The 13,594-nt window shown below is 36.1% G+C and carries 12 protein-coding genes and 1 pseudogene; all 13 read left to right on the forward strand.

Going from position 1 to position 13,594, the window contains the following annotated elements:
- Window positions 1-10: 10 nt before the first annotated feature.
- The 13 genes and pseudogenes from IPK91_14915 to IPK91_14975 all read left to right on the forward strand — a co-directional run bounded on the left by IPK91_14915 (window position 11) and on the right by IPK91_14975 (window position 13,375).
- On the forward strand, window positions 11-1,471 hold the full coding sequence (locus IPK91_14915; protein MBK8298538.1) for a UDP-N-acetylmuramoyl-L-alanyl-D-glutamate--2,6-diaminopimelate ligase: 1,461 nt from the start codon (window positions 11-13) through the stop codon (window positions 1,469-1,471).
- A gap of 35 nt (window positions 1,472-1,506) precedes the next feature.
- Window positions 1,507-1,650 carry a hypothetical protein gene (locus IPK91_14920; GenBank protein ID MBK8298539.1) on the forward strand — a complete coding sequence of 48 codons (144 nt, stop codon included), beginning with the start codon at window positions 1,507-1,509 and terminating at the stop codon, window positions 1,648-1,650.
- A 71-nt stretch (window positions 1,651-1,721) separates the two neighbouring features.
- Entirely contained in the window at window positions 1,722-2,978 is a 1,257-nt protein-coding gene (locus IPK91_14925) for a phospho-N-acetylmuramoyl-pentapeptide-transferase (protein ID MBK8298540.1), read from the forward strand.
- Between the two features lie 3 nt (window positions 2,979-2,981).
- Window positions 2,982-4,295: a UDP-N-acetylmuramoyl-L-alanine--D-glutamate ligase gene (murD, locus tag IPK91_14930; protein ID MBK8298541.1), complete on the forward strand. Its 1,314-nt coding sequence runs from the start codon at window positions 2,982-2,984 to the stop codon at window positions 4,293-4,295.
- Window positions 4,292-5,509: an FtsW/RodA/SpoVE family cell cycle protein gene (locus tag IPK91_14935; GenBank protein MBK8298542.1), complete on the forward strand. Its 1,218-nt coding sequence runs from the start codon at window positions 4,292-4,294 to the stop codon at window positions 5,507-5,509. The genes murD and IPK91_14935 overlap by 4 nt, the downstream gene beginning before the upstream one ends.
- Complete coding sequence (gene murG, locus IPK91_14940; protein MBK8298543.1) at window positions 5,481-6,584, forward strand: undecaprenyldiphospho-muramoylpentapeptide beta-N-acetylglucosaminyltransferase; 1,104 nt, start codon at window positions 5,481-5,483, stop codon at window positions 6,582-6,584. The genes IPK91_14935 and murG overlap by 29 nt, the downstream gene beginning before the upstream one ends.
- Before the next feature lies 1 nt (window position 6,585).
- Window positions 6,586-7,965, forward strand: coding sequence for a UDP-N-acetylmuramate--L-alanine ligase (locus IPK91_14945; protein ID MBK8298544.1), 1,380 nt, complete (start codon window positions 6,586-6,588; stop codon window positions 7,963-7,965).
- Complete coding sequence (locus IPK91_14950; protein MBK8298545.1) at window positions 7,962-8,753, forward strand: hypothetical protein; 792 nt, start codon at window positions 7,962-7,964, stop codon at window positions 8,751-8,753. Before IPK91_14945 ends, IPK91_14950 begins: the two co-directional genes overlap by 4 nt.
- Window positions 8,754-8,782: 29 nt before the next feature.
- On the forward strand, window positions 8,783-10,153 hold the full coding sequence (ftsA, locus tag IPK91_14955) for a cell division protein FtsA (GenBank protein MBK8298546.1): 1,371 nt from the start codon (window positions 8,783-8,785) through the stop codon (window positions 10,151-10,153).
- A gap of 102 nt (window positions 10,154-10,255) precedes the next feature.
- Window positions 10,256-11,362, forward strand: a complete 1,107-nt coding sequence (gene ftsZ / locus IPK91_14960; protein MBK8298547.1) for a cell division protein FtsZ — start codon at window positions 10,256-10,258, stop codon at window positions 11,360-11,362.
- Between the two features lies 1 nt (window position 11,363).
- Complete coding sequence (locus IPK91_14965; GenBank protein MBK8298548.1) at window positions 11,364-11,648, forward strand: hypothetical protein; 285 nt, start codon at window positions 11,364-11,366, stop codon at window positions 11,646-11,648.
- Window positions 11,649-11,817: 169 nt separating this feature from the next.
- Window positions 11,818-13,185 (forward strand): PKD domain-containing protein, encoded by a 1,368-nt coding sequence (locus tag IPK91_14970; GenBank protein MBK8298549.1) that lies wholly within the window; start codon window positions 11,818-11,820, stop codon window positions 13,183-13,185.
- Window positions 13,073-13,375 (forward strand): annotated as a pseudogene (locus IPK91_14975) (PKD domain-containing protein). The gene IPK91_14970 and the pseudogene IPK91_14975 overlap by 113 nt, the downstream one beginning before the upstream one ends.
- The last annotated feature ends 219 nt before the right edge of the window (window positions 13,376-13,594 follow it).

Genomic DNA, 13,594 nt, shown 5'->3' on the forward strand with positions numbered 1-13,594 from the left:
AAAATGTTCTTTGAAAAGTTTGGGAAATCTTCTATCGGGCATTGCAGGTTTTGAATTAAAAGGTCCTGTTGATAAAACGATTGATGGATTTGAGTTTGATTCAAGGCATGTAAAAAGAGGAATTGTATTTGTTGCCCGGAATGGAGTTCAATTTGATGGTCATGATTTTATAGAGTCAGCCATTCATCAAGGTTGTGAAGTAATCATTTGTGAGCAGTTTCCAGCAAATTGTATTGAAACCATTTGTTACATAAAGGCAAATTCGATACCAGATTTGTTGGCTGAATTAATGCACAGGTTTTTTGACTTCCAATTACATGGAATTCAATTGATAGGTGTTACAGGTACCAATGGAAAAACAACGATTGCAAGTTTACTGTTTCAATTGTTTACAAAATTGGGATTTAAATGTGGTTTGTTGTCAACGGTTGAAAATATTTTGGTTGATGAGATTATACCTGCAACACATACAACACCTGATCAAATACGCTTGTATGAATTGTTGTACAAAATGGTTCAAAAACAATGTGCATATGTTTTTATGGAAGTGAGTTCACATGCTTTGGATCAAGGTCGGGTTACAGGTTTGAATTTTTGTGCCGGGATCTTTACAAACATTACGCACGATCATTTGGATTATCATAAAACATTTAAGGCGTATATAGCTGCTAAGAAATTGTTTTTTGATCGATTGCCAACCAATTCATTTGCTTTAATTAATTCGGATGATCCGAATGGAGGGGTCATGGTTCAAAATACAAAAGCACGAAAAGTTAGTTATGCCTTGTCAGGATTAGCAGATTACAGAGCCAGAATTCTTGAAAATGGTTTTGACGGCTTGCATTTAAAGTTTAATGAGCAAGAATGGCATGCCAGATTGGTTGGAGAATTTAATGCTTATAATCTTTTAGCTGTTTATGCATGTGCTATAGAACTTGGTTTTGCAGGAGAAGATGTGTTATTAAAAATGTCAGAATTGTATCCTCCGCAAGGTCGCTTGGATTGGATCCGTAATGAACATACTGGTAAAATAGGCATTGTGGATTATGCACATACGCCGGATGCTTTGGAAAAAATATTAAAAGCAATTAAGAGTATCCGGAAGGCGGATCAAAAAATAATAACTGTAATAGGTTGTGGAGGTGACAGAGATACAAAAAAAAGACCCGTCATGGGAAGTATTGCTTCTGTTGAAAGTGATTTGTTGATTTTAACATCAGATAATCCGAGGTCTGAAGATCCGGATCAAATAATAAAACAAATGGAATCAGGTATTCCTGAAGATAGAAAAATGATCTATTTGATAATTGAAGATCGTTCCCAAGCAATTAAAACAGCTTGTGCTCTTGCCGCAGCAAATGATATTATTCTGGTTGCAGGAAAGGGACATGAAAATTATCAGGATATCAAGGGCAAAAAGTTTGCTTTTGATGATAAACAAATTTTGAAAACATATTTGTTAAACTTATAAAAGAAAATAGAGTAGGTTCTATTATCATTCTCAGGTTGGTTTTAACAGATACAGCAGGTGATTGTGACCAACGGGATCAGATCCCTGCTGTACTGTTAATCTTAATGGGATCAAATGGTGAATTAAACGACAGTCGTATTGAAATGAGAAAAGGCATTTCTGAATTAATTGTCGTTTAATTTAACATGAATTTTTATTTATATTAAAATTATTATAGCATATTGGGAAATCCCAAACTAATAAATAAGGAATGTTATATTACTTATTTCAATTTACAGAAAAATTATTTCACCTTCCGGGTGGTAGGCTCTTTCAATATATTTCTTTTAGAGCTGGACTTGCAATAATTTTATCCCTTATAATTTCAATGGTTTTTGGTAATCGGATCATCCGGTTGTTGAGAAAATTACAGATAGGAGAAACAGTTCGCGATCTTGGATTGGATGGTCAAAAGCAAAAGGAGGGAACGCCTACTATGGGTGGTATCATTATTATTCTAGCCATTTTAATTCCTTGCTTGCTTTTGTGTAAATTAGAAAATGTGTACATCCAGGTAATGTTATTTACTACAATCTGGATGGGTTTGATTGGATTTGCAGATGATTATATTAAAGTATTTTTAAAAGACAAAGAAGGTTTAAAAGCCATTTTTAAAATTCTAGGTCAGGTTGTTTGTGGATTAGTCATTGCTTTGGTCATGCTTTACCATGAAAAGGTATTGGTCAGAATGCCTAAAGCCGAAGCTTTAAAAATGAAATATACCGTCGAAGAAGAGTTTACCACTTGGGATGCTATTCGAAATCAAACACATGAATATGTTTACGTAAAAACGCAACTTACAAACGTTCCATTTCTGAAAGGGAATCGCTTTGACTATTATTGGATTTCAGAATTTTTTGGAGACAACAATCATCTTTGGATGTGGCTGATTTTTATACCAATTGTTATATTTATTGTTACTGCAGTTTCAAATGCTGCCAATTTAACGGATGGATTGGATGGCTTAGCCACGGGTGTTTCTGCAATCATTGCAATTACGCTGGCCGTTTTAGCTTATGTTTCTGGAAATGCAATTGTTGCAGATTATTTGAACATTTTTTATCTGCCTTATAGTGGAGAACTGGTTGTGTTTTCTGCAGCTTTCCTTGGCTCATGTATTGGTTTTTTATGGTATAATTCATTTCCGGCAAAAGTTTTTATGGGGGATACAGGCAGCCTTGCAATTGGCGGGATCATTGCAGCTCTTGCAATTTTACTTAGAAAGGAATTATTGATTCCTTTGTTCTGCGGTGTATTCTTTGTAGAAAATCTTTCTGTTGTTTTGCAAGTGAGCTATTTTAAATATACTCGTAAAAAATATGGAGAAGGTAAACGTATTTTTCTTATGTCTCCTTTACATCATCATTTTCAAAAAAAGGGAATGCATGAAGCAACCATTGCTGTTAGATTCTGGATCATTACCGTAATCTTATCTGTGCTTACAATCATTACATTAAAAATCAGATAAGAAATGTTGTTAATAATAGGAGCGGGTGAAAGCGGAATCGGAGCAGCATTGCTGGCAAAGAAGTTAGGAATGATCGCATTGGTGAGTGATGCAAATCTCATTCGGGATTCGTTTAAAAATGAATTGATTTCAAATGAAATAGATTTTGAAGAAGGAGGACACCAAATGGCTTTTGAAATTACACCAGAATTTGTGGTTAAAAGTCCAGGAATTTCCGATCAGACCGAAATTATTGAACATTTTTCAAAAAGTGGAATTGAAATTATTTCTGAAATTGAATTTGCATTTCGCCATTGCAACGCACATATAATTGGAGTAACCGGAAGCAATGGAAAAACTACAACTACGAATCTGATATATCACATATTAGTTACAGCTGGAAAAAATGTAGTGAAAGCAGGAAATGTTGGACACTCATTTGCAAGGGCATTGAGTCAGAAAAACTGGGATTTTGTTGTTTTAGAACTTAGCAGTTTCCAATTGGACGGGATTAAAAAATTTAAACCGGATATAGCAGTCCTTTTAAATATTACTCCGGATCATCTGGACAGATACCAAAATAGTTTTGAAAAATATGTAGCTTCTAAATTTAGAGTCACCTTAAACCAGGATTCAGAAAATCATTTTATTGTATATGGAAATGATGAAGCGATAAAAAATTATTTACTATTACATCCAACGAATGCTAAGACACTAAACTGTATTCCGGAATTAACAGAATCTGAGGTTTTGTTGGAAAACAGTTTGCCAATTTTAGATTTGAGCCATTCAAGTCTAAAAGGAAAACACAATGCAATTAATGCTTTGTGTGCGGTTAAGGCAGCAAAGCTTTTAGATATAGCTGATGAATCGATTCAAGATGCGGTAAATAGTTTTGTGAATGACCCACATCGCTTAGAGTTTGTTGTTTCTATAAATGGAGTTGATTTTATTAACGATAGCAAAGCAACCAATGTCGATTCGGTTTTTTGGGCACTGGATGCAATGAAAAAACGGGTGGTGTGGATCGCAGGGGGTCAGGATAAAGGAAATGATTATACCGTGTTGGAACCATTAGTAAAGAAGAAAGTCAGTTCATTAATTGCGATGGGTGTAGATAACCGCAAGTTACTGGATGCATTTGGAAAGATAATCCCTACGATAAGAGACACTCATAACTTAGATGATGCTGTTAAAAATGCAATGGACTGCGCTCATGAAGGAGATGTAGTCTTGTTGTCACCTGCTTGTGCAAGTTTTGATTTATTTAAAAACTATGAAGATAGAGGTACACAATTTAAAGAAGCTGTTAGAAAACTGAAAGTTCTGCAATTATGACATTGGATATTAGTGAATTAAAAAATAGAATATTAAGTCCAAATTTTATCTGGACTTTGATTTTTTTCCTGGTAGCAATATCATTGGTTGCAGTATTTAGTGCGTCTGGAAGTATTACAAAATATGATTCAGATAACACAAGCTTTTTTCTTGGAAGACACGTTAGTTTTATCCTGGTCGGATTATCCATGATTTGGCTATTTAGTAAAATTGACTATCGGTTATTTAATCGATGGGCACCTGTGTTATTAATTTTAACCATTGCATTACTGATCCTTACTTTTTTTATTGGAGTTAATGTAAATGATGCAAAAAGATGGTTGAATATACCCATCATCAATATGACGTTTCAGGTTTCTGATTTAGCTAAATTAGCATTGATTCTATATCTGGCCCGCTCTATTTCTGATAAACAAGATGTTATAAAAGGTTTTAGATCGGCATTTGTCCCTATTATGTTACCTATACTTATTGTTTGTGGTCTCATAGCGCCTTCAAATTTAAGTACTGCTGCTGTTTTATTTGCAGGATCTATCGGGATGATGTTTGTAGGTCGCATTGATATGAAATATATTTTAATTCTGGCAGGCTTGGGTATTTTGTTGTTGGTTATTTTATTGTGGATAGAAACCGTTTTTCCTGGTTTAACCCGAGCAGAAACTTGGGTGGCTAGAATTACCCGATTCTGGTATGGATCAGAAGATGACTATCAAATTGAACAAGCTAAAATTGCAATTGCAAACGGGAACATCCTGTTGCCAAATCCTGGAAAAAGTTTATTGCGAAATTTTATACCATATTCGTATGCAGATTTTATCTATCCGATTATATGTGAAGAATGGGGTTTGTTTCTTGGTGCATTCGGAGTAATTATAATTTATCTTTTATTGCTATTCCATTGTGTTGGAATTGTTAGTAATACCACACGAGCGTTTGGCGCATTGCTTACAATTGGGATAGGAATTAATATGGTGACTCAGGCATTTGCAAATATTGCAGTGGCACTGGGATTGGTTCCGGTCACGGGATTGCCACTGCCATTTATAAGTATGGGTGGAACGTCTCTGGTTTTTACAAGCATCTCATTAGGAATGATTATAAGTGTTAGCAAACATATACAAAATTTGAAATTGGAATCTGAATCTGGCGATAAAGCAGAATATATGTGGCAGGATCAGGAGCTTAATGAAATTCAAAATGAAGTTGCTAATTAGTGGTGGCGGTACTGGTGGACATGTATTTCCTGCAATAGCGATTGCGGATGCAGTTAAATATTTAAATCCAGAAGTGGATATTTTATTTGTTGGTGCATTGGGGAAATTAGAAATGAAAAAAGTACCTGAAGCTGGATATAAAATAATTGGACTGCCAATTCGTGGATTTAATAGGAAGTTAAGCATAGAAAATTTAAAATTTGGATACCGTTTAATAAAAAGCATGTTGATGGCTTTTCAAATAATTAAAAATTTTAAACCCGATGTGGTTCTAGGAGTGGGTGGCTATGCCAGCGGACCGGTTTTACGGATCGCCTCATGGCTTGGAACCACAACCATGATTCAAGAACAGAATTCATACCCGGGTATTACAAATAAAATACTTTCGAAAGCTGCATCTAAAATATTTGTTGCCTTTAGTGGAATGGATAAATATTTTGATAAAGCTAAAATTATTTTAACGGGAAATCCAATACGGAAAGATCTCATTCGTGTGAAAGATAAATCAGAAGGATTGAGTCACTTCAATTTAGAACCTGAAAAAATTACAATTGGTGTTTTAGGTGGAAGTTTAGGTGCAGGTGCTATCAATCAAGCGATGTTGAATTGTTACGAATCAATTCTAAAAAGATCAGACATTCAGTGGATTTGGCAAACGGGTGAATTGTATAAGGATAAAATAGCACAGCATCAGATTTCAGATTGCAAACAGGTAAATGTATTTGCGTTTATTGATCGAATGGATTTATTTTATGCTGCTTGCGACATCGTGGTATCTCGTGCGGGAGCTTTAACGCTGGCTGAACTGAGTGTACAAGCTAAACCTTGTATATTAATCCCATCTCCAAATGTTGCAGAGGATCACCAACGAAAGAATGCACGTGCATTTGTTGAGACCGGAGCTGCTCTAATGATTGAAGATTCCGATTTGTTAAATAAATTTTGGGCAGGTATAGTGAGTTTGACTGAAGACCCAGGAAAAAGAAAACAAATGAGTGAGCGACTCTTGAATATAAGCAAGCCTATGGCAGCACAAGAGATTGCAAAATATATTGTTGATTCTAAAGCGGTTTAGTTTGTATAAAAATTTATATTTTATAGGAATTGGCGGAATTGGCATGAGTGCCCTGGCTCGTTATTTTAATCAGCGGGGTGTAGTAATTTATGGTTATGACAAAACAGAAACAGAATTAACACGCCAATTGGAACTGGAAGGCATGTCAATTCATTATGAAGATCGGCCGGACTTAATACCTCAGGCATTGGATATGGTCATACTAACACCGGCAGTGCCAAATGATTTAAAAGAATACCAAACGATTCTTGAACGAAACATCCCCTATCTAAAGCGTTCACAGGTTTTAGGGCAAATTACAGCAGGAAATAAAAACATTGCTGTTGCAGGAACCCATGGGAAAACTACAACCAGTTGCTTGTTAGCCCACTTGATTTATTGTGCCAACATACCTATGACAGCATTTTTAGGTGGAATTGCGGTTAACTATCAATCGAATTATTTGGATACAGGGGATGATTGGATGGTAGAAGAAGCAGATGAATACGATCGCTCGTTTTTACAATTAAGTCCAGACCTAGCTGTGATTGGATCATTGGATCCCGATCATCTTGATATTTATGGGACACATGAAGCAATGATTGAAACCTATCTGGAATTTGCAAGGAAAATCAAACCGAATGGTTTGTTGCTTTTAAGTGATACCATACCAAAACAAGTTCAAGATCAATTTAGAAATCAACTTCAATCTTTAAGAATTAAAACGTATGGAATCGGTCAATCTGATCTTCGTTTTGAAGTAATTGGAACTGATTCTGGCTGGATGCTGTTTAATTATATTAGAAATAATTATAATATGAGTAACTTGCGCCTTCGAATGCCTGGAAATCACAATCTTAGAAATGCAGTTGCAGCAATTACCCTGGCCGAGGAATTAGGGATTTCTCAGGAAAGCATTCGAATGAGTCTTGAAAACTTTAAAGGCATAAAAAGAAGATTTGAGTGGATTGAAGAATCAAATGGGCGTGTATTGATTGATGATTATGCGCATCATCCGGAAGAATTGAGAGCAGCAATTGAAGCCTGTCGTTCAATTTATCCAGGAAGAAACATTACAGGAATATTTCAGCCGCACCTTTACAGTAGAACCAGAGATTTTTTGCATGAATTTGCACATGTTTTGAGTCAATTGGATCAAGTGATTTTAGTCGAGTTGTATCCAGCAAGAGAACCGGCTATTTTAGGTATCAGTTCTGAAACCATTTACAATCTGCTGACAGTAGATTCAAAATATTTAACCACAAAGAAACAGTTACCGGAATTGTTGCGCACACTCCAGTTGGATGTCGTGATGACACTGGGAGCTGGTGATCTGGATATGATGCAAAATGAAATTAAACATGCAATTTTTGAGAAGGCAGCCATAACTAATTTACTATGAATGGGAGATTAAAAGGCTTGTTGATAATTTGTGTAAACCTGACCATCGTGTTAGCAATTGCTGCATTGTGGATGCAGGCTATTCGTAAACAAAGAAATGAACGATCTGAAGGAATTCGGGTGCAAATAATTTCAGAGACATCAGCAGACACTTTAATTTCTACAAAAGAAGTTTATAGTTGGTTATATACTTTTTATAAAAAAGATCCTCGGAAAATGCCGGTACGAAGTTTAAACCTGGTAAAGCTGGAGGAATTTATAAATAGTCAGGATTTAGTAAAGAGATCTGATATTTATTTGGATAGCAAAGAGCATTTGAATATAGATATTTATCAACGACATCCAATTATACGGATCAGTGATATCCAGGGAAATCAATATTATTTGGATGAAGATGGTTATAAAATTCCAGTTTCATTAAAGTATACCTCTCGTGTAATTGTTGCAACCGGCAATTTGTCTGTGGTGTCTGGAAAGTCGCTTGATAAAAAAACGAGAAGTTATTATTCAGGACTTTTGGATGTTGCGAAAGCATTGAAGAAGGACACATTTGCAAATTCATTGATCGAACAAATTTATTTAGATGAAAACGGTGAATTTACATTGATACCTAAAATCGGAAATGAACGGATTTTTCTTGGAAATTCAGAAATACTTGAAGATAAATTGATGAGATTAAAATTGTTCTATAAGGAGAATATGGGCAGGCAAGGTTGGAATGTTTATCAATTAGTCAATCTTAAATTTAAAGGGCAAGTCATAGGAAAAAAATTACAGCAAGAGAGCTGAACTTATATTAATAAATTAAAATTTGTATTATGGAAACCATACTCAATCCGAATCCTGAAATCGTAGTTGCACTGAACATCGGTTCAAACAAAGTGCTTGCAATTGTCGGCAAGAAAAACATCCTCGGTAAAATGGAAATATTGGGTTCAGGAAAAGCACCCTGTGATGGAGTTGTTCGTGGAGTTGTAACCAATATTGATAAAACAGCTAAAGCAATTGGGGATGCAATTGATCTTGCTGAGAAAAAATCAAAGCAATTGATTGAATCTGTTTTTGTTGGGATTGCAGGAGATCACATAAAAAGTATGCACCATCAGGGTGTTTTATATCGGGACGATCCTAAAAAAGAGATAACACAAGAAGACATTGACCGACTCAGTCAGGATATGTATAAAATTCCATTGGCACATGGTGATAAAATTTTACACGTCTTACCACAAGAGTTTTTAGTAGATCATAATGATCCTTGCATGGACCCAATTGGAATGTCTGGTTCTAGACTGGAATCAAATTTTCATATCATAACAGCAAATTCAGATGCCTTAGAAAATTTGATGCGTGCAGTGGATAAAGCGGGCTTAAGTGTATCCGGATTCATATTGGAATCTTTGGCTACTGCGGATGCGGTTTTGTCAAAAGAAGAAAAAGCAGGAGGCGTTGTATTGGTTGATATGGGGGGAGGAACTACTGAAGTTTCAATTCACCTTGAAGGAATTATCCGATATACATCTGTGATTCCTTTAGGATCCAATGTAATTACGAAAGATATAAAAGTTGGATGCAGTGTGTTGCCTGAGCAAGCTGAAAAATTAAAAGTTCGTTTTGGATCAGCCTTGGCTGATGAAATAGTGGATAACCGTGTGATTACAATACCAGGACTCATGGGGCGCGAGCCAAAAGAAATTTCAGAGAAAAATTTAGCACGAATTATTCAATCTCGCGTAGAGGAATTATTTGAATATGTAATGTGGGAAATCAGACGCAGTGGTTTTGAAAACAGTTTGATTGCCGGTATGGTATTGACAGGAGGAGGTTCAAAATTAAGAGATATTGAATTGTTGGCCGAATTGCAAACCGGTCTTTCTACCCGGATTGGCGAACCACTTGAAAATAAAATTTCCTTGTTTGACCAGGAATATGCACATCCATCCTATGCAACCGCGATTGGGATTTTGTCGGATGCCCTTAAAAGAGTCACTCCACATCTCCCGGTAGAAATACCCGAACGAAAGTCTACCGCAGAGATTATGGATCTCCAGGAAGATGACGAGCCGGTATTTGCCGAATTGGAACCCAATACAAACCAGTCTAAAGAACTCAGTTGGATGGGAAAAATCAATACAAAAATCAAAGATTCCCTCTTTACCTTTTTCAAAGAGAACCCGGACAATGAGTTTTAATTTTAAAAATAAATTATATATAAAAAAAAACAATAATTTATTTTTATTTTTAATATGTAATTGTATATCTTTACACCACAAACAGATATTGAAAAATATAATATGAGTATCGGTTCTATCATCAAAGTCATCGGAGTAGGGGGTGGAGGAACAAATGCCGTTACGCATATGTACAGCCAGGGAATTCGTGGGGTCGATTTTGCAATCTGCAATACAGACCAACAGTCCTTGGATATCAGTCCGGTACCTGTTAAAATTCAATTAGGACCTTTATTAACTGTCGGACGGGGAGCTGGAAACAATCCCGAAGTCGGCAAACAGGCTTGCCTTGAATCTGTGGAAGACCTGAAAACATTCCTGCAAGGGGACACTAAAATGCTGTTCATTACTGCTGGAATGGGTGGGGGTACTGGCACAGGTGCTGCGCCCATTTTGTCAAAGATTGCACGTGAATTGGGCATTCTTACGGTTGGGATCATTACATTGCCCTTTTTATTTGAGGGACCCAGAAGGGGAAGATTAGCCCATGATGGCCTTGAGCAATTGAAGCAAAATGTTGATGCCCTTATAGTAGTATCTAATAACAAACTTCGGGAAATGTATGGCAATTTGCCAATGTCCAGTGCATTTAGTCATGCAGACAATGTACTTGCCATTGCAGCAAAAGGAATTGCAGAAATCATTACGGTTCCAGGTTATATCAATGTAGATTTTGAAGATGTCAATTTTGTAATGAAGGATAGCGGAGTAGCTATCATGGGTTCAGCAGTTGCTGGAGGAGAAGATAGAGCCCGCAAAGTGGTAGAAAGTGCATTGAATTCACCGCTTTTGGAAGATAATGACATTCGGGGAGCGAAACATATCTTATTAAATATAACTACCGGCAGAAATCCAGAAATTACAATGGACGAAGTTGGAGAAATCACTGAATATATTCAACAAGAAGCTGGCTATGAAACCGATTTGATATGGGGTTCTTGTGTAGATGACAGTTTGAATGACCAGATCAGTATTACCTTAATTGCAACAGGTTTTGGAGCCGGATACAAAGACCGGAATTCACAATCGAATGCACTAAAAATAGATTTAGATCAAGAAGAACATGGCGCTTCAGAACTTTTTGAAGATGTTGCCAGCGCACATGTTTTTGATTTTGAAGATTCAGATGATTTGCAAACTAAAAAAAATAAACTCGCCTTCTTTATTTGATATGGGTGCAAATTCCTTCAATCATTTTAAGAAGAAAGAAGAACCTGTAAATCCTATATTAAACATAAGAAATCCTGGTTACAATAACCAAAGACCTGCGTTAACAGATGTAAAAAATTTGTCAGAAGCAGAAAACATTCCAGCATACGAACGAAGGAACGTACGTCTGGATAATTTGAATCATTCCTCTGAACTCAACACGTCCAGAATTAAAATGGTCATGGATGAGGACAATAAGCCGGAAATCCGGGAGGAAAATTCATTCCTTCACGATAATGTCGATTAAAGATGCTTCGTCTTTTCATACCTTTTCATGAGATTGGTTTATTGGTCCGGATGCTAGTCCGGACCTTTTTTTTTGTAGAAAATTCAAGATTTTAGCAGGTTCAAAGCAACCTTTTCTGGCTACCTTCGTAATCTATATTGACAAGTTTATATTATTTAAAATTTCATTTATGAAGCACTTAAAGACCTTATTTTTAGTACTGATTTCATCTTTTACCTTATTTAGCCAGGCCCAGGTTTATAAAATTGTAGGGACTGTCTACAATACAAATAAAGAGGTAGTCGCTGATTGGCCTGTAGTAATTATTGATGCCAGCGGGGTTGCTGTAAAATTACAAACGGATCCAAATGGCAATTATGAGTATAAATTTGAATTAAACCAAAACCGCTTGCAGGTTTACCAAATTCAAGTGGTAGATCCGTGCCAGCCTCAGGCGCTGATCCAAAAAGCAGTTGCCAAAGTGGGTGAAGAGCGTTTTGATTTTGTGATCTGTGCAAAAAACACTCCTGGAGGAACTCCCTGTGATGGTAAATTCACTTTTTCGGTAAATCAAGATGGTTGGACAGAATTTCATGTCACCACGCTATACAGTGATGCAAAGTATTATTGGGATTTTGGAGATGGGCAATCCGGAGAAGGAGCTGACATAAAGCATCAATACGGTCGCCCAGGTACTTACGAGGTTACATTAGTAATAGCAACACCAACTTGTAAGTCAAGAATTAGTCTGAAAGTAGATGTTAAATTTCCAGTACCTCCCAATCCAACTACAAATTGGACAAATAACTGTTGTGGAAAGGTCAATATTTCAAGTATCCCAAATCCATCAGGTTCAAGTCCAAATAGTTTTATTTTTAATGCAGGTTTTGATTTTAAAGCAACCGATATCCGTTGGGATTTTGGTGATGGTACCGGCGAATCAGGTATCGATGTAAAACATACCTATGCCCGGGAAGGAAAATACCTGGTAACTACAACAATTAAGGGTGAATTGTGCACGGTTATACTTAACACTTGGATTCATGTAAATGGCATCGTTACACCACCGAATCCATGCAATATTGATTTTGTTTTTTCAACGGATAATTTGTCAGCTAAATTCCAAGCAGATCTAAAAGGAGCTAAAGCAGATAAAATTTCATGGGATTTTGGTGATGGAAGCAATGCATCAGATTTAGTTACTTCACACACCTATGCAAAAGAAGGAGAATATAAAGTAACCTTGTATGCCTCAATAAATGGGGTTGTTTGTCAAATTACAAAAGTTATTAAAGTTGGAACCAGAATAAATCCAAATCCTTGCAACATAGATTTTAATTTTTCAACGGATAATTTGTCAGCTAAATTTCAAGCAGATCTAAAAGGCGGTAAAGCAGATAAAATTTCTTGGGATTTTGGTGATGGTAATTATTCTTCAGATTTAAATACAAGTCACACATATAAAGACGCTGGTGAATATAAAAGTCACGTTGTATGTTTCTATAAATGGGATTGTGTGTCAAATCACCAAACTTGTAAAAGTAGGATCAAGGGTTGATCCAAATCCTTGTAAGGTAGATTTTAAATTTTCAATAAATAACCTGACTGTTAAGTTTCAGACTGATTTCAATAACGCAAAACCCGATAGAGTGTATTGGGATTTTGGCGATGGTACGAACTCAACTGATTTGAGTCCGGTGCATACATTCGGAAAAATTGGAGAATATACGATCACACTTAAAGTTTCGATTAATGGTGCCGTTTGTACGATAACTAAAGTAATTAAAGTGGGTACACGGATTAGCACACCCGGAAATGCACTGATCGTTATTTATGATGTAAGTCCAAATCCAGCAGTAGAAGACATCATGGTTTCTATTAAAAGTAATATTAAAGCTTCTACCACATTGGTTATTGCAGATTTAAGTAACAATAATCTTGTGAAGGCAGCTGCAGCTTTGGAAATC

Source organism: Saprospiraceae bacterium, assembly GCA_016712145.1.
GTDB lineage: Bacteria > Bacteroidota > Bacteroidia > Chitinophagales > Saprospiraceae > Vicinibacter.